21 protein-coding genes and 1 riboswitch are annotated in these 19,709 nt (G+C 71.8%); of the genes, 9 read left to right on the forward strand and 12 right to left on the reverse strand.

The window, feature by feature from the left end; translation table 11 throughout:
* Positions 1 to 46: 46 nt before the first annotated feature.
* Positions 47 to 103 (reverse strand): trp operon leader peptide, encoded by a 57-nt coding sequence (locus AB0F38_RS04085; RefSeq protein WP_173317642.1) that lies wholly within the window; start codon positions 101 to 103, stop codon positions 47 to 49.
* A 103-nt stretch (positions 104 to 206) separates the two neighbouring features.
* Here AB0F38_RS04085 and AB0F38_RS04090 point away from each other — a divergent pair, with 103 nt between their 5' ends.
* Both AB0F38_RS04090 and AB0F38_RS04095 read left to right on the forward strand, forming a co-directional pair.
* Positions 207 to 1,553, forward strand: a complete 1,347-nt coding sequence (locus tag AB0F38_RS04090; protein WP_361886765.1) for a class II 3-deoxy-7-phosphoheptulonate synthase — start codon at positions 207 to 209, stop codon at positions 1,551 to 1,553.
* Between the two features lie 160 nt (positions 1,554 to 1,713).
* A complete protein-coding gene (locus AB0F38_RS04095) occupies positions 1,714 to 1,983 on the forward strand; it encodes a (2Fe-2S)-binding protein (protein ID WP_361886200.1) in 270 nt (89 codons plus the stop codon).
* 36 nt (positions 1,984 to 2,019) lie between these two features.
* Here the strand turns inward: AB0F38_RS04095 and bfr are convergent, their stop codons facing one another.
* Entirely contained in the window at positions 2,020 to 2,499 is a 480-nt protein-coding gene (gene bfr / locus AB0F38_RS04100) for a bacterioferritin (protein WP_361886203.1), read from the reverse strand.
* 156 nt (positions 2,500 to 2,655) lie between these two features.
* Between bfr and AB0F38_RS04105 the strand changes: the two genes are divergently transcribed.
* Entirely contained in the window at positions 2,656 to 3,288 is a 633-nt protein-coding gene (locus tag AB0F38_RS04105; protein ID WP_361886206.1) for a sulfite oxidase-like oxidoreductase, read from the forward strand.
* A gap of 25 nt (positions 3,289 to 3,313) precedes the next feature.
* Here AB0F38_RS04105 and AB0F38_RS04110 read toward each other — a convergent pair whose 3' ends face one another.
* The 6 genes from AB0F38_RS04110 to thiO all read right to left on the reverse strand — a co-directional run bounded on the left by AB0F38_RS04110 (position 3,314) and on the right by thiO (position 9,042).
* Positions 3,314 to 3,817 carry a DUF4396 domain-containing protein gene (locus tag AB0F38_RS04110; protein WP_361886210.1) on the reverse strand — a complete coding sequence of 168 codons (504 nt, stop codon included), beginning with the start codon at positions 3,815 to 3,817 and terminating at the stop codon, positions 3,314 to 3,316.
* Between the two features lie 78 nt (positions 3,818 to 3,895).
* The gene (locus tag AB0F38_RS04115; RefSeq protein ID WP_361886213.1) at positions 3,896 to 4,762 is read right to left on the reverse strand and encodes a deoxyribonuclease IV; all 867 of its coding nucleotides are present in this window, start codon (positions 4,760 to 4,762) and stop codon (positions 3,896 to 3,898) included.
* Positions 4,763 to 4,767: 5 nt separating this feature from the next.
* Entirely contained in the window at positions 4,768 to 6,690 is a 1,923-nt protein-coding gene (gene pknB / locus AB0F38_RS04120; protein ID WP_361886216.1) for a Stk1 family PASTA domain-containing Ser/Thr kinase, read from the reverse strand.
* Positions 6,691 to 6,830: 140 nt separating this feature from the next.
* Complete coding sequence (locus AB0F38_RS04125; protein WP_361886219.1) at positions 6,831 to 7,625, reverse strand: thiazole synthase; 795 nt, start codon at positions 7,623 to 7,625, stop codon at positions 6,831 to 6,833.
* A 2-nt stretch (positions 7,626 to 7,627) separates the two neighbouring features.
* On the reverse strand, positions 7,628 to 7,852 hold the full coding sequence (gene thiS, locus AB0F38_RS04130) for a sulfur carrier protein ThiS (protein ID WP_361886222.1): 225 nt from the start codon (positions 7,850 to 7,852) through the stop codon (positions 7,628 to 7,630).
* On the reverse strand, positions 7,849 to 9,042 hold the full coding sequence (thiO, locus tag AB0F38_RS04135) for a glycine oxidase ThiO (protein ID WP_361886224.1): 1,194 nt from the start codon (positions 9,040 to 9,042) through the stop codon (positions 7,849 to 7,851). Before thiO ends, thiS begins: the two co-directional genes overlap by 4 nt.
* Positions 9,040 to 9,152, reverse strand: a riboswitch (TPP riboswitch). Its footprint overlaps the gene before it by 3 nt.
* A 51-nt stretch (positions 9,153 to 9,203) precedes the next feature.
* Between thiO and AB0F38_RS04140 the strand changes: the two genes are divergently transcribed.
* The 6 genes from AB0F38_RS04140 (at position 9,204) to AB0F38_RS04165 (ending at position 14,082) form a co-directional block, all read left to right on the forward strand.
* Positions 9,204 to 9,545 carry a hypothetical protein gene (locus AB0F38_RS04140; protein ID WP_361886227.1) on the forward strand — a complete coding sequence of 114 codons (342 nt, stop codon included), beginning with the start codon at positions 9,204 to 9,206 and terminating at the stop codon, positions 9,543 to 9,545.
* A 28-nt stretch (positions 9,546 to 9,573) separates the two neighbouring features.
* Positions 9,574 to 10,806 (forward strand): FAD-dependent oxidoreductase, encoded by a 1,233-nt coding sequence (locus tag AB0F38_RS04145; RefSeq protein ID WP_361886230.1) that lies wholly within the window; start codon positions 9,574 to 9,576, stop codon positions 10,804 to 10,806.
* Between the two features lie 69 nt (positions 10,807 to 10,875).
* On the forward strand, positions 10,876 to 11,241 hold the full coding sequence (locus AB0F38_RS04150) for an Rv2175c family DNA-binding protein (protein WP_361886233.1): 366 nt from the start codon (positions 10,876 to 10,878) through the stop codon (positions 11,239 to 11,241).
* A 106-nt stretch (positions 11,242 to 11,347) separates the two neighbouring features.
* Positions 11,348 to 11,998, forward strand: coding sequence for a thiamine phosphate synthase (gene thiE, locus AB0F38_RS04155; RefSeq protein ID WP_361886236.1), 651 nt, complete (start codon positions 11,348 to 11,350; stop codon positions 11,996 to 11,998).
* 153 nt (positions 11,999 to 12,151) lie between these two features.
* Positions 12,152 to 13,069: a methylenetetrahydrofolate reductase [NAD(P)H] gene (gene metF / locus AB0F38_RS04160; protein ID WP_361886239.1), complete on the forward strand. Its 918-nt coding sequence runs from the start codon at positions 12,152 to 12,154 to the stop codon at positions 13,067 to 13,069.
* 50 nt (positions 13,070 to 13,119) lie between these two features.
* Complete coding sequence (locus AB0F38_RS04165) at positions 13,120 to 14,082, forward strand: hypothetical protein (protein ID WP_361886241.1); 963 nt, start codon at positions 13,120 to 13,122, stop codon at positions 14,080 to 14,082.
* A 34-nt stretch (positions 14,083 to 14,116) separates the two neighbouring features.
* Here AB0F38_RS04165 and AB0F38_RS04170 read toward each other — a convergent pair whose 3' ends face one another.
* From AB0F38_RS04170 to AB0F38_RS04185, 4 genes are all read right to left on the reverse strand, one after another.
* On the reverse strand, positions 14,117 to 15,631 hold the full coding sequence (locus AB0F38_RS04170; protein ID WP_361886244.1) for an NAD(P)/FAD-dependent oxidoreductase: 1,515 nt from the start codon (positions 15,629 to 15,631) through the stop codon (positions 14,117 to 14,119).
* Between the two features lie 484 nt (positions 15,632 to 16,115).
* Complete coding sequence (locus tag AB0F38_RS04175; protein ID WP_361886247.1) at positions 16,116 to 16,727, reverse strand: TetR/AcrR family transcriptional regulator; 612 nt, start codon at positions 16,725 to 16,727, stop codon at positions 16,116 to 16,118.
* 29 nt (positions 16,728 to 16,756) lie between these two features.
* A complete protein-coding gene (locus AB0F38_RS04180) occupies positions 16,757 to 18,844 on the reverse strand; it encodes a YhgE/Pip domain-containing protein (protein ID WP_361886250.1) in 2,088 nt (695 codons plus the stop codon).
* Positions 18,816 to 19,601, reverse strand: a complete 786-nt coding sequence (locus AB0F38_RS04185) for an ATP-binding cassette domain-containing protein (protein ID WP_361886253.1) — start codon at positions 19,599 to 19,601, stop codon at positions 18,816 to 18,818. The genes AB0F38_RS04180 and AB0F38_RS04185 overlap by 29 nt, the downstream gene beginning before the upstream one ends.
* Between the last annotated feature and the right edge of the window lie 108 nt (positions 19,602 to 19,709).

Below are 19,709 nucleotides of genomic sequence, written 5' to 3' on the forward strand. Positions count from 1 at the left end.
AGGCCGCCCCTCGGGCGGCCTTCGCGAAGTCTGTACGCGCGATGAATCAGCGGGCCGCCGGATGAGCGGTCCACCACCAGTTCTGAATCGTCGGCGCGAACATGTCCCGAACCCTAGCGGACGCAGCGCACGAACGAGCGGGTGTCTCACGTGTTGAGCGCGCGGATGGACGGGGTCACCGACCCCGTAATGTGGTGAGCGTGACCGTGAACGCCAATACCTCCGTCGCCGGTGGCAACACCTGGCGAGACCTTCCCGCGGCGCAGCAGCCCGAGTACCCCGATGCCGAGGCTCTGCGCGATGTAGTCGCGGACCTCGAGTCGTATCCGCCGCTCGTCTTCGCAGGCGAGTGCGACCAGCTGCGTGCCCGCCTGGGAGCCGTCGCCAAGGGCGAGGCGTTCCTGCTGCAGGGCGGTGACTGCGCCGAGGCCTTCGACGCCGTGTCGGCCGAGCACATCCGGGCCAAGCTGAAGACGCTGCTCCAGATGAGCGCCGTCCTCACGTACGCGGCCTCCGTGCCCGTCGTCAAGATCGGCCGGATCGCAGGCCAGTACTCCAAGCCGCGCTCCAAGTCGACCGAGACCCGCGACGGCGTGACCCTGCCGACCTACCGCGGCGACTCGGTGAACGGCTTCGCCTTCACCGAGGAGGCCCGCATCCCGGACCCGGACCGGCTGAAGCGGATGTACCACGCGTCCGCCTCCACGCTGAACCTGGTCCGCGCCTTCACCACCGGTGGTTACGCCGACCTGCGCCAGGTGCACGCCTGGAACCAGGACTTCGTGAAGTCCTCGCCGTCCGGCCAGCGTTACGAGGCCCTGGCCCGCGAGATCGACAACGCGCTGAACTTCATGAAGGCGTGCGGCACGGACCCGGCCGAGTTCAAGGCGGTCGAGTTCTACGCCTCGCACGAGGCGCTGCTGCTGGACTACGAGTCGTCGCTGACCCGCACCGACTCGCGCACCGGTCAGCTGTACGACACGTCGGGCCACATGGTCTGGATCGGTGAGCGCACCCGGCAGATGGACGGCGCGCACATCGAGTTCGCCTCGAAGGTGCGCAACCCCGTCGGCGTCAAGCTCGGCCCGACGACGACCGTGGACGAGGCGCTCGGCTACATCGACCGCCTCGACCCCGAGCGCGAGCCGGGACGGCTGACCTTCATCGTGCGCATGGGCGCCGACAAGGTCCGCGACAAGCTCCCCGAGTTGGTCGAGAAGGTCACCGCCTCCGGTGCCACCGTGGTGTGGGTGACCGACCCCATGCACGGCAACACCTTCGAGGCCGCGTCCGGCCACAAGACGCGCCGCTTCGACGACGTCCTGGACGAGGTCAAGGGCTTCTTCGAGGTACACAAGGGCCTCGGAACGCACCCGGGCGGCATCCACGTCGAGCTCACCGGTGACGACGTCACCGAGTGCGTGGGCGGCGGCCACGAGATCTTCGTGGACGATCTGCACCAGCGCTACGAGACGGCCTGCGACCCGCGCCTCAACCGGAGCCAGTCCCTCGACCTGGCGTTCCTGGTCGCCGAGATGTACCGCGACCAGTAGCACCGCCGCCGACGACGCGCGTGGGGCACGGATCCATGTGATCCGTGCCCCACAGACGCTCCCGGGGCTTTTGTGTGCCGGTGGTGACGGGTAAGGTTAGGTTAGCCTCACCGAAAGTCGGGGACGGCGCACTGATCGACCCCGTCGGGAGGCGAACCGCATGTACGTCTGCTCCTGCTTCGGCATCACCGAGCAGCAGGTCAAGCAGCATGCGGACGACGGCGCGGGCACGCCCCGCCAGATCGCCTCCGCCTGCAAGGCCGGCACGGACTGCGGCGGCTGCGTCCGCCGGATCCAGGCGCTTCTCGGCCGTGGCGACTGCCCGCGCCGCGAGCTCGTGGAGGGCCGCACGGAGCCGGCGGGCACCCCGGCCGGTGCGCCCGCCGCCTTCGGTGCCGGGCAGGACGTCCGGCTCTCCGACGCCGCCTGAGCGGCCGGCCGGCCCGGGACGGCCGCCCCGAGCGGGTCAGCTCTCCGGCTGCTCGATCTGCTGGGCGATGTAGAGCGGCTCCCCGAGCTTCTCCACCAGCTCCAGCTGGGTGTCGAGGTAGTCGATGTGGTGCTCCTCGTCCGCCAGGATGGACTCGAAGATGTTCGCCGACGTGATGTCGCCCTTGCCGCGCATCACCTCGATGCCGCGCTTGAGGCGGTCGATCGCCTCCACCTCGACCTGGCGGTCGGCCTGGAACATCTCGGTCACCGTCTGGCCGACCCGCACGTGGAAGAGCCGCTGATAGTTGGGCAGACCGTCCAGGAAGAGAATCCGGTCGGTGAGGATCTCGGCGTGCTTCATCTCGTCGAACGACTCGGCCCGGGTGTACTTGGCCAGCTTCGTCCAGCCGAAGTTGTCCTGCATCTTCGCGTGCAGGAAGTACTGATTGATGGCAGTCAATTCGGCGGTCAGCTGTTCGTTCAGGAACTCGAGGACCTCGGGGTCGCCCTGCATCGCAGAGGCTCCTTCCAACCGGTGAACTGGGCATGTGTGCGCCGCATCCTCGCATCGCACCCGGCGGTCGTCCAGTAAGTGCATGCTTAGTACGAGTTGCCCGAATCGGCTCTCCCCTGGTCATGACCACCCCTGCCTGTCTGTCACCATGGAGGCATGGGTCAGCCGGAAAGCCGGGAACGCGGCACAGCGGAACAGTCCGGGCTACCGCCGGGGCAGCGACTGCAGCGCGGCTGGCCGGTCACCCATTACGGCCCGGTGCCCAAGTTCAAGCCCGACCGCTGGGAGTTCCGGGTCTTCGGGGCGACGGCCGACGGTGAGAAACACTGCTGGAATCATCAGGAATTCTCGGCCCTGCCGTTCTCGTCCGTCGTCGCCGACCTCCACTGCGTGACGAAATTCAGCATGCTCGGAGCCGAATGGGGCGGAATCCTCGCCCGCGAGGTCGTGGAATTGGCGCCGCCCGCGCCCCACGTCACCCATGTGATGGTCTGGGCCGAATACGGATTCAGCTCGAATCTGCGACTGGCCGACTTCACCTCCGACGGGACGCTCTTCGCCACCCACAAGGACGGTGAACTGCTCACCGCCGAACACGGATTCCCGCTGCGGCTCGTCGTCCCGCATCTGTATGCGTGGAAGGGTCCGAAATGGGTCCGCGGCATCGAGTACATGACGGCCGACCGTCGCGGCTTCTGGGAAGAGCGCGGCTATCACAACATCGGCGACCCGTGGAGCGAACAGCGCTACTCCTACCAGGAGGAGCCCGGGGACGGCCCCGAGCTCTGATCCCGCGGTCCCGGGCGTGCCGGGCTCAGTGGTGATAGCGGTGCACCACGGCGTGGCCCTTGCCCCGGCCGATCATCCACTTGTTGACCGGTGTCGTGATGACGAACGCGGCAGCCAGTGCGATGGCCAGGACCGCCCAGAACTTCACGTCCGCCAGGTGGGCGTCCATCGCTCCGGGCCACAGGGCGATCACCCCGTTGTCGATCAGTTCCATCACGGCGATGGACAGGGTGTCGGCGGCCAGGGCCACCCGGACCGCCGTGCGGAGGCCGACCCCGGTTCCCAGGACGCCGCGCAGCGTCAGCGCGTAGCCGAAGAAGAACGCCAGGACGATCGCGAGCGCCATCGTCTGCGCGTTCCCCCAGCCGAGCGCGGTGCCGATCACCATGCCCAGGACCTCACCGATCGCACAGCCGGTGAGGCAGTGCAGGGTGGCCCGGGCGGCCATGGCCCAGCCGGCGGCCTCACCCTCGTCCTGGGGGTGGTGATGCGTGTCGTGCCGCAGGTCGTGGCGCGAGTCGTGCTGCATGAGAGACCTCCGGGGCCGGATCGCTCGGTTCCTGACACCCAGGGAAACCAGATACCCCCCTGGGGTATTCCGTTTGGGTTACGGAAGAACGGCGCCGCCCCGGAGCTCCTTCAGGCGTGCCACGTCCGCCGCATGCCCCTCCATGCCGCCGGGCGTCTCGATGATCAGCGGCACCCCGTCGGTCGCCGGATGCGTGAACAGCTCACGGAACGGCTCCGCGCCGATATGACCGGCGCCGATGTTCTCGTGCCGGTCCTTGTGTGCCCCCACCGCGTCCTTGGAGTCATTGGCGTGGATCAGCTTCAGCCGCCCCTCGCCGACCGTGTCCACCAGCAGGTCCAGGGTCTGCCGCATGCCGGAGGGACCCGTCAGGTCGTGACCGGCCGCGTAGATGTGGCAGGTGTCCAGGCAGACGCCCAGCTTCGGATGGGAGTCCAGGGCCTCGAAGTACGGGCCGAAGTCCCAGGTCCGCGAGCAGAGCGAGAAGCCCTGTCCGGCGGTCGACTCCAGCAGCAGGAACGGGTCGTCGTCATGGGTCAGCTCGTCCAGCAGCGGCCTCAGGTGCGTACGCACCTGTGCGAGGGCCTCGGCCCTCGGGCGGCCGCCGGTCGCCGACCCCGTGTGAACCACCACCCCCAGGGCGCCGATCGCCCTGGCCCGGCGCAGCGAGTGCCGCAGCGACTCGACGGACCGCTCCACGGTGGCCTCCGTGTGCGAGCCGAAATTGATCAGGTACGGGGCGTGGACGTACGCGGGGACCGACCCCGCCGCGCACTCCGCGCGGAACAGGTCGTCCTGCGCCGGATTCCCGGGCGGAGTCGCCCAGCCGCGCGGATTGGCGACGAAGACCTGCACGGCCTCCGCCGCCAGCTCCCGTGCGTGAACGAGCCCGACCTTGGCGAGTCCCCCGGCCACCGGGACATGCCCGCCCACAGGATTGCGCATGTGTACTACAGACCCTTGGTTCTGATCGTGATCGTGGAGCCTTCGGCGGCCCGCTGCCCGCCCTCGACCGACTGGCTCGCGATCGTGTCGCCGAAGGAGAGGAAGGGCCGGTCCACCTCGACCTCGAAGCCCGCCTCCTCCAGCGCGCTCCGGGCCTCGTCGACGTCCTGTCCGGTCACATCGGGGACGTCGAGCATCCGCGGCCCCTTGGAGACCGTGAGCTCGACCGTGTCGCCCTCGGCGGCCTCCTGGCCGTCGGCGGGCGTCTGCTCGGCGACGTCACCCGCGACCTCGGGCGAGCTGACCCGGCCGGGCAGCACCTTCGCCTTGAGGCCCGCCTCGTCCAGCGCGGCGGTGGCGTCCTCGACATCGAGCCCCGTGACGTCGGGGACATCGACCGGGCTGCCCTTGCTGACGACCAGCGCGACCGCGGAGCCGGCGTGACGCTCGGTGCCGACGGCGGGATCCGTACGGATCACGTCCCCCCGCACGACCTCCTCGTCGAACTCACGGGTCACCATGCCCTGCTCCAGGCCCGCCTGCTTCAGCTCGCGCCGGGCGTCGGGGACGGACAGGCCCTCGATGTCGGGCACCTTCACGATCTCCGGACCGCGCGACACCACCAGCTTCACCGCGTCGTTGCCCCGGATCCGCTCGCCCGAGCCGGGGTCGCTGCTGATCACCGTGCCGCGCTTCACCGTGTCGCTGTAGGCGTGCTCGACGCCCTTCAGGTCGAGACCGGCGTCCGAGAGACGCCCCTGTGCCGCCTTCTGGGTCTGGCCCAGAAGGGACGGGACGTGGGTGAACTGACCCGCGTTGATGTACCAGACGCCCGCGCCGAGCCCGAGCACCAGCAGGAGGGCGACGAGTGCGGCGAACATCCCCCGCCGGGGAACCGCCGCGAACCGTCCGGGCCCGCTCCGCCGCGACCGGGGCGGCAGGGGCGGCGGCATCTCCAGGCGGCTCGTGTGGTGCGCGGTGCCCTGGCCGGCCGGGATCACCCGCGGGATGACGCTCGTACGGTCCTCGGCGGCGTCGTGCACCTGCGCGAGGGCCTGCGGGGGCATCGCGTCCAACTGCTCCTCGGTGAGGGCCGCCCGCACCTCGCGGGACCTGGCCAGCAGGGCCACCGCGTCCTCGGGCCGGACCTCGGGGTCACGGGCCGTGGCGGCCGCCACCAGCCCGTCCAGCCCGGCCGCCAGGCCGGGAACGGCACCGGACGGGGCCGGCACGTCCTCGTTGAGGTGCTGGTAGATGATCTGGGCGGCGGTGCCGCCGGTGTGCGGTTTGCCGCCGGTCAGCATCTCGTACAGCACGACGCCGCAGGCGTACACATCGGAGCGGGTGTCGGCCGTACCGTGCTCGATCTGCTCGGGGGCGAGGTAGGACACCGTCCCCAGCAGCGAGCCGGTGGTGTCCGTGACGGTGCCCACCGCCCGGACGAGGCCGAAGTCCGCCACCTTCACCCGGCCGTCGTCCCCTATCAGGACGTTCTCCGGCTTCATGTCGCGGTGCACGAAGCCGGCCCGGTGCGCGGCGCCGAGCGCGGCCAGGACCGGCTCCAGGATGTCCAGCGCGGCCCGGGGCTGCAGGGCCCCCCGGTCGCGCAGGACGTCGCGCAGCGTGCACCCCGCGACGTACTCCATCGCCAGGTACACGTACGCCCCCTGGGCGCCCTGGTCGAAGACGGCCACCACGTTGGGGTGAGCGAGCCGGGCCACGGACTTGGCCTCACGGATGAAGCGCTCGACGAACGCCGCGTCCGTCGCCAGCGCGGGGTGCATCACCTTGAGGGCGAGCACCCGGTCCAGCCGGGTGTCCAGGGCCCGGTAGACCGTGGCCATACCACCGACGGCGATGCGCGCATCGATGCGGTAGCGGCCGTCGAGCAGCTGCCCGACGAGGGGGTCCTGGAGGGTCGTATCCACGCTGCGAGTCTACGAGCCGCCACGGACACGGCGGACGGCCCCGGGTGCCCCGGGGCCGTTCTGGAGCCGAGCCGTGACAGGGACACGCACGTGTGGTGACGCGGTGCGGCCACGCGGACACGGCCACGCGGACACGGACGTCAGAAGGCCGGGCGCTCCGGATCCAGCACCGCCCGGCCCCCGGCCGGCGAGGACGCCTCGGCGAAGTGGCGCCGCGGGATCCGGCCCGCCCGGTACGCCAGGCGCCCGCCGTCCACCGCGTGCCGCATCGCCGCGGCCATCAGCTCGGGCTCCTGGGCCCGGGTCACCGCCGAGGCGAGCATCACGGCGTCGCACCCCAGCTCCATCGCCAGCGCCGCGTCCGAGGCCGTCCCCGCACCGGCGTCCAGGATCACCGGTACCCCGGCCTGCTCGACGATCAGCTGGAAGTTGTGCGGATTACGGATACCGAGCCCGGAACCGATGGGGGAGCCGAGCGGCATGACCGCCGCGCACCCCACGTCCTGGAGCTTCCGGGCCAGGACCGGGTCGTCGTTGGTGTACGGCAGGACGGTGAAGCCGTCGTCGACCAGGACCTCGGCGGCGTCCAGCAGCTCGATCGGATCGGGCAGCAGGGTCCGCTCGTCCGCCACGACCTCCAGCTTGATCCAGTCGGTACCGAGCGCCTCCCGGGCCAGCCGGGCGGTCAGCACGGCCTCGCCCGCGGTGAAACAGCCCGCGGTGTTCGGCAGGACGCGGATGGAGAGCCGTTCCAGGACGGAGAGCACCGAACCCCGCACGGTCGGGTCGAGCCGGCGCATCGCCACGGTGGTCAGCTCGGTGCCCGACGCGATCAGGGAGCGCTCCAGCACGTCGAGGCTCGGCGCCCCGCCCGTTCCCATGATCAGACGGGAGGAGAGGACGGTGGAACCGAGGGTGAAGAGATCGTCGGACATGGTCAGCCTCCCTGGACCGCGGTGAGCACCTCGACACGGTCGCCGTCGGCGAGCACGGTGGCGGACCACCGGCTGCGCGGGACGACGGCCTCGTTGACCGCGGCGGCGACCCCGGAGTGGGCGGCGGTCAGGGTGGCGACCAGGGCGTCGAGCGAGGTCCCGGCGGGGACACCGCGGCGCTCCCCGTTGACGGATACGGACACGGACGTGGGCACGGGCTCAGTCATGCGGGCTGCTCCTGGGACGCGGGGGCGGGGGAGAGGGCTTCGCGGGACGGGCCGAAACGGTGCGGCGTGAAGGGGCGGGCCACCTCGGGCAGTTCGCCGGTGGTCAGCACCTGGGCCATCACCTCGCCGGTGACGGGTGTCAGCAGCACCCCGTTGCGGTGGTGGCCGGTGGCGAGATGCAGGCCGGGCAGTGCGGTCGGGCCCAGCAGCGGGGCGTTGTCCGGGGACGCGGGGCGCAGCCCGGCCCCGGTCTCCGTCAGCGGCAGCTCGGTGATGCCCGGCACCAGCTCGTGGGCGTCGCGCAGGAGTTCGTAGACCCCGCCCGCGGTGACCGTGGTGTCCCAGCCCAGCTCCTCACTGGTGGCGCCCACGACCAGCTCGCCGTTCGCGCGGGGCACGAGGTAGACGTGGCTGCCGCGCACCACGGCCCGCACGGTCCGGCTGAGGAAGGGGGCGTACGCGGGCGGCACGGCCAGCCGCAGCACCTGCCCCTTGACCGGGCGGACCGGCGGCACGACCGCCTCGGGCAGTCCTTCGAGCCGGCCGCTCAGGCTGCCGCCGGCGAGGACGACCTGACCGGCGGACGTCTCCGTACCGTCCGCCAGGACGACCCCTGTCGCACGGCCGCCCGCGACGGAGAGCCGCTGTGCCCAGACCCGGTGGAAGACCACCCCGGCCCGCTCGCACGCGGTGACCAGGGCCGAGGCCAGCCGCCGGGGATCCACCTGGTGGTCGCCGTCGACCCGCAGCCCGCCGCGCACCCCGGGGGCGAGCATCGGTTCCAGGCGGCGGCACTCACGGCCGCTGAGCCACTCGGACTCCAGCCCCGAACGCTGCTGCAGGGCGTGCAGCTCCCGCAGATGCGCCCGGTCGTCGGAGTCCAGGGCGACGGACAGCGTGCCGCAGGTGCGGAAGCCGGTCTCCTGACCCGTGGCCTCCTCCAGCTCGGCCACGAACGCCGGATAGCGCGCGGCGGAGGCGACGTTGAGGCCGAGCAGCATCTGCTCGCCGTAGTGCAGTTCGGTGACGGCGGCCAGCATTCCGGCCGCGACCCCGGCGGCCCCGCCGCCGGGGCCGGGATCGATCACCGCCGTGGACAGGCCGCGCTGGGCCGACCGCCAGGCAGTCACCAGACCGATGATTCCGCCCCCGACGACCAGGACGTCGGAGGTGTTTCCACAGCTGCGCATGGGCGTCCAGCCCCTCCCTTCGCCGGCATGACCCGGATCAGGTTCGTACGGTCGGAGGCCGGTCAGCCTCCCTCTCAGCCCGGTGCGTCCGGGCTCCCGCGAGTGCCTTACGGTGGCCAGCCTAGACCCCGCCGCCCACGGCCAGTAAGGGAGCAGCCACTGTGGCCCGTTCACTCGACGGACTCGTCCTCGCACCCGTAGCCGACCAGGCCCCCGGCCAGGTCGGCACCCGCACCCGGTTCACGTACCACGAGCAGGAGGGGCGGATCTGGGCCGAGTACGCGGGCGGTGACGTCGTCCGCGGGCATCTCGTCGGCACCCGGGACGCGGACACGCTGGACTTCCGGTACGTGCAGCTGAAGCGGGACGGAACGACCTCGGGCGGGCACTGCGTCTCGGCCGTCACGGAGCTTCCCGACGGCCGGGTGCGACTGGACGAGCGGTGGGAGTGGGAGTCCCAGGAAGGCAGCGGGACGAGCGTGGTGGAGGAGCTCCCCGCCTGACGGCGCGTCGGGTGATTAGGGTGGACGGGTGAGCGAGCAGACGCGGGACCGGACAGCGGGAGAGCGGCCACGCCGTGTCGTGATCGTCGGCGCGGGCATGGCCGGGGTGCAGACGGCCGTGGCCCTGCGTGAACGGGGCTTCACGGGCACCGTGACCCTGATCGGTGCCGAGCCGCACCAGCCGTACGACCGCCCGCCGCTGTCCAAGGCGGTCCTGCTCGGCAAGGCCGAGGACTCCGCCTTCGACATCGACTTCGAGGCACTGGACATCGCCCTGCGACTGGGCCTGGACGTGACCGGCCTGCGTGCCGCCGCGCACGAGCTGGACACTCCGGACGGGCCCGTCCCGTACGACGTCCTGGTCCTCGCCACCGGAGCCGAACCCGTCGTCCTGCCCGGCTCGCAGGGCGTGCCCGGCGTCCATCTGCTGCGCACCCTCGACGACGCCGAGCGGCTGCTGCCCGTCCTGGAGAGGCGGCACGACGTCGTGGTCGTCGGAGCCGGCTGGATCGGCGCCGAGTTCACCACCACGGCCCGCGCCGCGGGCTGCGCGGTCACCGTCGTCGAAGCCGCCGACCGCCCCCTGGCGGGCACCCTGCCCGCCGAGGTCGCCGCCCCGATGGCCGCCTGGTACGCCGAGAGCGGAGCCGAACTGCTCACCGGCACCCGGGTCGCACGCGTCGAACCGGGAGCCGTGCACCTGACGGACGGCCGGGTGATCCCCGCCGGAGCGGTGATCGTGGGCATCGGCGCCCGGCCCGCCACCGGCTGGCTGGCCGGCTCCGGCATCGCACTCGGTCCGGACGGCTCGGTCACCGCCGACGGCTCCCTGCGCACCTCGGTGCCGGACGTGTACGCGGTGGGCGACTGCGCCTCCTTCCCCTCCGCCCGCTACGGCGAGCGGCTGCTCGTCCACCACTGGGACAACGCCCTCCAGGGACCCCGGACGGTCGCCGCCGCCGTAGCCGACGGCCGGCCGCGTACGTACGACCCGGTGCCCTACTTCTGGTCCGAGCAGTTCGGCCGCTTCGTGCAGTACGCGGGCCACCACTCCGGCGCCGACACGCTGCTGTGGCGCGGCGACCCCGCCGAGGCGTCCTGGACGGTCTGCTGGCTGCGTGCGGGCGTGCTGGTGGCGGTGCTGGCCGTCGGCCGGCCGCGCGACCTCGCCCAGGGGCGCAAGCTCGTCGAGGCCGGGGCACGGATCGATCCGGTGCGTGCCGCGGACTCCTCCGTGCCGCTGAGATCTGCGACGCTCTGAGGGCACGGTGTGTCCCCGTACGGTCGGCCCGGCTACCGGCCGCCGGTCCGGGATGGCACGCTTGTCCCTGTGACCGAGATTGACGCAAAGATCGATGCTCTCGTCCCCGCATGGCTCCACCTTCCCGACATCGCGGAAATGCTCGATGTCGAGGTGACGCGTGTACGCCAGCTGGTCAAGGAGGGCCAGCTGATCGCCGTACGACGTGGTGAGAACCGGACGCTCCAGGTGCCCGCCGCCTTCATCGACGGCGACAAGGTGGTCAAGGGCCTCGCAGGGACCCTGACGCTCCTGAGGGACGACGGCTACAAGGACGAAGAGATGCTGGACTGGCTCTTCACCCCCGACCCGAGCCTGCCCGGAACACCCGCGCAGGCCCTGAGTGAGAATCGCGGTACGGAGGTGAAGCGCCGCGCCCAGGCGCTCGCCGTCTGACCGTACGACCGTGAGCGGAGTGCGGGCCGTGACCGACACGGCCCGCACTCCGCTCACGGCTTGGACCGACACAGCGACCACCGATGTACCGACGGGGGAACACCACATGTCCACGCCTCGCCCGCAGCTCTCCGACGCCCGGCTCTACCTGTGCACGGACGCCCGGAAGCGGCAGGGCGACCTGCCCGAATTCCTCGACGCCGTGCTCACCTCGGGCGTGGACATCGTCCAGCTGCGCGACAAGGGCATGGAGGCCGCGGAGGAGCTCGACCACCTCGCGGTGTTCGCCGACGCCTGCAAGCGCCACGGCAAGCTGCTCGCGGTGAACGACCGGGCCGACATCGCCCACGCCATCGGCTCCGACGTGCTGCACCTCGGGCAGGGCGATCTGCCGGTGCCCGCCGCCCGCGCCGTCATCGGCGACGACGTGGTCATCGGCCGCTCCACCCACGCCGAGTCCGAGGTCGACGCGGCCGTCGCGGAGGCGGGCGTCGACTACTTCTGCACGGGCCCCTGCTGGCCCACCCCGACCAAGCCGGGCCGGTACGCCCCCGGCCTCGGCCTGGTGCGCTACGCCGCCTCGCTCGGACAGCCGCGTCCGTGGTTCGCCATCGGCGGGATCGACGCGGGCAACCTGGACGAGGTGCTGGACGCCGGCGCGCGCAGGGTCGTCGTCGTACGGGCGATCACCGAGGCGGACGACCCGGCCGGGGCGGCGGCGGCACTCGCCGCGCGTGTCCGGGCACGAGCGGTCTGAGCCGGAGCGTGGGGCGGACCGCCCGCGGGGCCGGTCGCCCGCGGGGCCGGGTCCGCCGGGCCGCTGTCCGAAGGGTGGACAACAACCGTCCTATTCCCGGTCAAATCGCACCGTCCGGTTGGGGTACCGCCGAGCCCTGGTTAACCTCCCAGTATGGCCCTTGGCACACCTTCCACCAGGACAGATCACGCCCGCACCGTGCGTGAGCTGCTCGCGACGGGCAAGACCTCGTACTCGTTCGAGTTCTGGGCGCCCAAGACCGAGAAGGGCGAGCGGAACCTCTGGAACGCCTTGCGGCGGGTCGAGGCGGTACGTCCGAGTTTCGTCTCCGTGACGTACGGGGCCGGTGGTTCGACCCGTGCCGGGACGGTGCGGGCGACCCAGCAGATCGCCGCCGACTCGACCCTCACCCCGGTCGCGCACCTCACCGCCGTCGACCACTCCGTCGCCGAACTGCGCAACATGGTCGGGCAGTACGCCGACGCCGGGATCCGCAACATCCTCGCCGTGCGCGGAGACCCGCCGGGTGACCCGATGGGCGAGTGGGTCGAGCATCCGCAGGGGGTGCGGTACGCCGCAGACCTGGTCCGGCTGATCAAGGAATCCGGCGATTTCTGCGTCGGCGTCGCGGCGTTTCCCGAAATGCACCCCCGGTCGGCCGACTGGGACTCCGACATCCGGAATTTCGTGGACAAGTGCCGCGCCGGAGCCGACTACGCGATCACCCAGATGTTCTTTCATCCGGAAAGCTACCTGCAGATGCGTGACCGTGTGGTCGCTGCGGGTTGCGACACCCCGGTGATCCCCGAGGTCATGCCCCTCACCAGCGTCAAACAGCTGGAAAGATTTGCCCAGCTCAGCAACGCATCCCTGCCTCCGGTGCTGAAAGACCGCATCCTCGCCGCCAAGGACGACCCCGCCGCTGTACGCTCCATTGGCATCGAGTTCGCCACGGAGTTCTGCGCGAAGTTGCTCTCCGAGGGTGTCCCGGGGCTGCACTTCATCACGCTCAACAACTCGACGGCGACGCTCGAGATCTACGAGAATCTCGGACTGCACAAGCAGTCGTGACCGGCCGTACCCGCCACCTACCGGGGCGGTGGCCGTAGGAGGGGGCGGGCGTGGGCTGGACGGTCCTCTACATCGCATTCGGCATCGTGGCGTTGTGGCTGCTGGGCGAGGTACTGCTGCAGTACAAGGCACGCCTGCGCTGGCGGCTGCTCGCCTTCGCCGGCTTCCTCGGTGTGGTCCTCGGTGTACTGATCCCCTCCGTGCTGGTGATCGCCCTCGGCGCGATCGCCTTCGCGACGGGCCAGACGTATGTGACGCTCTCCTTCCGGAAGGGCTTCTCCACCGGCTGGGCCATAGGCGGCAGCCCCGGTGCCAGCCGCCGTCGCCGCGCCGGCGGCGAGCGGTCCGCCACCAGGGAGCCCACGCTCCAGGTCTCCGACCTGGAGTACGAGGAAGCCGCCCCGCAGGCCGCCGGGAGCGCCGCCTCCGCGGTATACGAACCGCAGCCGCTGCCGGACGACACCGGCCAGTACGGCATCTACACCGACGCGGGCCACACCGCCCGGGGCGGTGAGGACCAGCAGCAGAACGACCAGCAGCAGAACGAACAGCAGCCGCAGTACGCCGCCTACGACCCGTACGCCGGTTATGCGCAGCCCTCCCAGGACCCCTACGGCGCCCAGGGCGCCCACCAGGCCCAGGACGCCTATCCGGGCCAGGAGACCTACCAGGGCCAGGACGGCTACGCCACCGGGGCGTACGACTACGGCACCGAACAGGCTGGCTACGCCGCCTACTCGGACCCGTACACCGGGACGGGCACCACCGCGGGCACCGGGCCGTACGCCTCGTACGACAGCCAGGGCAACGCCTACGACAGCTACGACGGCGGGCAGCAGCCCACCGACGCCTACGCCGACCCGTACGCCTCCGACACCCCGCCGGGCGGCGTCTGGGTCCCGCAGCAGCGCGAGAGCGAGCAGTACCCCCCGATGCCCCCGGAGGCACCGGTCCGGCCCGCCCCGTACGGGAACGGATACGACACCGGTCAGAACGAGCAGTACCGCTACTGACCGGCCGTCCGGCGGCCGACGTGCGCTCCGCGGCTCACCGGGAACCGCGGAAGCCGTCGCCCTCCACGACGAGTCCGGCGACCAGGGCCCCCGACATCCCGGCATGGGCCGGTCCGCCGCCCGGATGTGACCAGCCGCCCGCCAGATACAGGCCGGGCAGCGGGGTGCGGTTCCCGGGGTGCAGGCAGGCGCCGTCCGCTCCCGCCAGCGCGGGAGCGGGTACCGAACCGCCCTCGGCGCCCGTGTCGGCCGCGGTGTCGGCGGGGGTGCGCACCTCGGAGCGGATCATCCGCTCGCGCAGGCCGGGAACGGCCTCGGCAGCCCGGCCGATCAGGGTGTCCGCGAACCGCTCGCACAGCGCGGCATCCGTCCAGTCGACCGGACCGTGCGGCGCGACCGTCGCCATCAGGGTCACCGCCTCGTGCTTCTCGTCCGGGCGGGTGGCGGGGTCGTCCGGACGCAGGACCGTCACCGTGGGCCGCTCCGCGGTCCGGCCCCCGAACACCGCCTCCTGCTCCGCCGCCCCGTCCGCCGGGTGCACCACGGTCCGGTGCGCGGCACCGGCCTCCCGGGCACCGCGCAGCGACAGCAGGACCAGGAAGCGGCCCGGCATCCGGCGGTGCTCCACGCCCTGCAGCTCCCCGGACGTCCCGCCGGGCCAGCACTCCTGACCGGGCAACAGCGCGGGGCGCGGCTGCGCGCCCAGGACCACGTGGTCGGCCTCCACGCTCTCGCCGTCCGCCAGCTCGATGCCGGCGGCCCGGCCGTCCTTCTCGGCCACCCGGATCACCTCGGCACCGAAGACGAACGTCACACGGCGGGCCAGGCACCGCTCGTACACCGCGTCGGCGAGGGCCCGCATCCCCCCGGCGACGTACCAGCTGCCGAAGGTCTCCTCCATGTACGGCAGGAGGGCGGCGGCGGCCGGTGCGTGACGGGGGTCCAGGCCGTACGCCAGGGCGTATCCGTCGAGCAGGGCGGCCAGCCGGGGGTCCGCCAGCTCCAGGGAGCCGATCTCCGCCACCGTCCGTGCCTGCCGGGCGGAGCGCAGCAGCCTGCGGCGGCGCAGCGCCGGGTAGGGATCCCGGCCCAGCGCCCGCGCGTCGCGCAGGGGCTCCTCCAGGAGGGGCCTGCGCGACCGGTCCCAGGCGATGCCCGCCCGGTCCAGGAACGCTCCCCAGCGGGCGCCGGCCCCCTCCCCGAGCGCCCGGTCCAGCGCGCCGACCACCCCGGCCCGTGAGGCGTTGGGCAGCGACACCGCGGTGCCGTCCGCGAAGAGGTGGCGGCTCGCCGGGTCGACCTGGGTGAGCGTGACGCACTGCTCCAGCGGCTCCCTGCCCGTCTTCACGAACAGATCGCGGTAGACCGCCGGAAGATGGAGCAGCGAGGGGCCGGTGTCGAAGACGAAGCCGTCCCGGGCATGGCGGCCGAGCGAGCCGCCGTAGGTCCGCGACCGCTCGTACACCGTCACCCGGTGGCCTGCCACGGCGAGCCGGGCAGCCGCCGCCATCGCGCCCGTGCCGGCGCCGATCACCGCAATTCGTGCCATGTCACAGACCCTAAGGGGTGCCACCGACAGGCCGGTCGCGAGGCCGGTGCCCGCCCGCTCCCGCCGGACGCCGCTCCTCGTGCGCAGGCGTGGGTCCCGTCTCGTGAACACCAGGGGAGTACGGGCACGGACGCCCTCGTGACCAGGCGCGGTCCGGCCCGGGTGGGCCCCGGCACACAGCGCTGAGTATCCCTACCCAGTGCGCGAGATGAGTAGGAAAGCGGATGGGCCTCCACCTGCGCGGACGGCAGAGTGGAGCCCACGGAAGGGGCGCAGCGCCAGGACCGCCGGCACGGGGCGGCGGAACGGTGCGGCGCTCCGGACGCGACGGGGGTGCACGACGCAGAGCCCGGGGACCACGGGGGAACGGGGTCACGGGGGAGGGTTCTGCGGAGTCACGAGGACGCCGGGCCGGTGGAATTCGAGGGGGATCGAATTCCACCGGCCCGGCGTCCTCGTGTGCCGACGTGTTCCCGGGTGCTCCTCAGCGCCCGCTGACGCGGCCGCGCAGCAGCAGGGACAGGGCCGAGTGCACGTCGTCGATGGTCCGCTGCGGCTGGAAGGCCTGCCAGTCGAGAGCCGCCACCAGCACCATCCCGACGAGCGCGGCTGCCGTCAGCTGGATGTCGATCTCCTCGCTGAGCTCACCGTTGGCGACGCCCTCCCGGAGCACCTCCTCCACCACGGCGACGGCCTCCTGGCGCAGTACCAGGAGCGTCGACTGCCAGGCGCGGTTGGTGCGCCAGAGCTCGGCGACGTACAGCTGGGTGAAGGCCGGGTAGCGGTCGATGAAGACCAGACCGGCCCTGATCATCGCGTCCAGCGCCTCCACCCGGGTGCCGTCGCGCTCCTCGGTCTCCTCGGCGGCGGAGCGCAGTGATTCCGTGAGCAGCCCGACTCCGTGGCGCAGCAACTCCTCGAAGAGCTCGGTCTTGCTCTTGAAGTTGTAGTACACCGTGCCCTTGGCCACCCCGGCACGCTCGGCGATCTCGTCCACCGTGGTCGCGGAGAAGCCCTTCTCCGCGATGAGGGTCACCGCCGCCTCGTAGAGCTTCTGCCGGGTGGCCTGGCGACGCGTGGTGCTACTGCTGTCCATACCGACGATTCTCACAGGTTCCCGCGCGCTCACAGACTGAGCTCCGGGTGCAGCCGGTCCAGGGTCCACACCTGCTTGCGGCGGGCGGAGAGCGCGGTCAGCGCCAGAGCCCCCGCGGTGAAGGCCAGCAGGACGGCACAGGCCTGCCAGACCGGGCCGAGACCGCCGCCCGTGATCAGCCTGCGCAGCCCGTCCACGACGTACGTCATCGGCAGGTAGGGGTGGATCGCGCCGAAGAAGCCCGGGCTGGTCTGTACGGGGTACGTGCCCCCGGCCGAGGTCAGCTGGAGCATCAGCACCGCGAGGACGAGGATGCGTCCCGCCGCGCCGAAGCGGGCGTTCAGCCATTGCACGATCGCGGCGAAACAGCAGGTCACCAGGGCGAGGAAGCCGATCGTGCCGGCGGCGTGCGTCATCTCCAGGCCGAGCCGCCAGTGCAGCACGGACATCAGGGCGGCGACCTGGAGCAGGCCGATGGCGGCGACCGGCAGCCAGCCCGCGAAGGCGATGCGCCAGGCCGGCGCCCCGGCCGACAGCGCCCGCCGGTTGAGCGGCTGGATCAGCATGTACGCCACCATCGCGCCCACCCAGAGCGAGAGCGGGATGAAGTAGGGCGCGAAGCCGGTGCCGTAGTTGGGTGCCGCGTGCAGCGAGGTGGAGGCCAGCCGCACGGGGTCGGCCATGACGCCGGTCCGGTCGTGGCGGTCCTTCTTGTCGTAGTCGGGGATCTTCCCGACGCCGTCGTTCAGCCCCTGGGCGAGCGTCGCCGAACCGTCACCGAGCCGGTACAGCCCGCTGTCGAGGCTCTTGGCGCCCTTCTTGAGCTTCCCCAGTCCCGCGTCCAGGCTCCCGGCGCCGGTCTTCGCGGTGCCCAGCCCGGTGTGGAGCGTGTCGGCCCCCTTGGCGACCTTGTGGGCGCCGGTGTTGAGCGCGTTGATCTTCGCGACGGCGGACTCCAGATCCGTGTCCAGGTCCGGTGAGCGCTTCGCGAGGGCGTCGGCCTGCTTGCGCAGGGTGGTCAGCTGTGTGCGCAGCTCCGTCAGGTCGCCGTTCTGGTGGGTGACCAGCGCGTTCACGTCGTCGGCGACCTTCGCGACATCGGCCGCCGCGGTCTTGGCGCGCTTCAGCTGGGGGCAGACGCCGGGGTCGGGCAGCGGCTGCTCCTCGCAGCGGATCCGGTGGACCTCCGCCAGGTCGTCGGAGGCCGTGTGGGCGGTGGCGGAGGCGGTGGGCGCCGTCTCCACCAGCAGGTCGAGGTTGTCCCGTACGGCCTTGGAGGAGTCGGCGACCAGCCGGGCGGTGTCCCCGATCGCCTTGCCGTTGTCCTTCAGGAACGGACGCACGTCGGCGGCCACCCCGTTGACCTGGTCTGCGAGCGCCTGGGTGCCGTCGGCGACCTGTCGGGACCCCGTCTCCAGGCCGCTCGCGCCCTTGTCGAGCTTGATGATCCCGGCGGACAGCGTGCCGCTGCCCGACTTGGCGTCCTTGAGTCCGCTCGCGAGATCCTTGGACCCCTCCTTCGCCCTGGCGACACCGCTCCTGAGGTCGTCGGCGCCCGCGGCCGCCCTGGCCGTCGCGTCGTGGAGACCGGAGAAGTTGATGAAGATCCGGTCGAGGAAGCCGCGCGAGGCCTTCGTCGAGGCGGCGCTGCGGACCTCGGCGAACACCGTCCGGGAGATCTGCCCGACGATGTAGTTGTTGGCGTCGTTCGTCCGGACCTGGAGGGCGCCGGTCTCGGGGGAGTCGCCCGCGCTGGACGCGATCCGCTCGCTGAAGTCGGCGGGCATGGTCAGCGAGAGGTAGTACGTCCCGTCCTCGACGCCCTTCTCGGCCTCGGCCGGGCCGACCTCGTGCCAGTCGAAGACCTTGGAGTCCAGCAGCCGGCCGGTGAGGTCGTCACCGGCCGTGAGGCGCTCGCCCTCGGTGCTCGCGCCCTTGTCCTCGTTGACGAGCGCGACGGGGATCCTGTCGAGCCGCCCGTACGGATCCCAGAACGACCAGAGGTACAGCGCGCCGTACAGCAGGGGCAGCAGCAGGAGCGCCACCAGCGCGGCGCGCGGCATCCGCCCCCTGCCGAACCGCCTGAGCTCAAGCGCGGCCAGTTTCGGCGATCGCATCGGCCGTCTCCTCCTCTGTCGTTTCCTCGTCCGCCACGGTGGCGGCCGTACCGTCCTTCGGCGGGGGGCCGGTCCGTACGGTGAGCGCGCCCTCGGGGGCCTCGCTGCACACGGCGAGCACGGTCGTCCCGTCGTCGGCGAGACCGCGCAGCAGCTTCCAGGCCTCGGCGCGGTCCGTGCCGGAGAGCTTGAGGTCGGTGTCGTCCACGGCGAGCAGCCGCGGACGGCCCATCAGCGCGAGGGCCACGGACAGCCGCAGGGCCTCGACGCGCTCCAGGTCCCGCACGGAGGTCCGTTCGGCCTTGGGCAGGGTGGCGGGGTCCAGCCCAGCGGTTTCGAGTGCCGTGTCGATCACGACCCGCGCGGTGGCGGCCCGTTGGGCACGGGGGCTCAGCAGGGAGCGCACCGAACCGTCGAAGCGGCGCTGCAGCAGGGCCCGTTCCCGCAGGTGCTCCGCGACGGTGAGGGCCGGATCGAGCTCGCTGACGCCGGGGACCGGCCCCAGCGCGCTGATTCTGCGGACGGCGGCGAGCCGGCCGGGCACGCGGTGTCCACCGACCTCCGCATGGCCCCGGGTGGGACGCATCCGGCCGGTGAGCGCGAGCAGCAGGCAGGTGCGGCCCGAGCCGGAGGGACCTTCGACCGCCACGAGCGATCCGGGATCAGCGGTGAAGTCCACGCCCCGGAAGGCCCAGCCGCGGGGTCCTTCCAGTCCGAAGTCCTCGGCGCTCACTGCCGCCCCGTACGGGCTGTCCACGACGACCCCACCCCTCTGTCCGGCATGTTTTTTGAACTGACTGGTCAGTGCAAAAAAATTACCCGAACTCGCGCCCGAAGCAAAACGCCCGACGTGTCCGACCCTCGC

The sequence above is a fragment of the Streptomyces sp. NPDC025273 genome (genome assembly GCF_040638585.1).
Classification (GTDB): Bacteria; Actinomycetota; Actinomycetes; order Streptomycetales; family Streptomycetaceae; genus Streptomyces; species Streptomyces cinereorectus.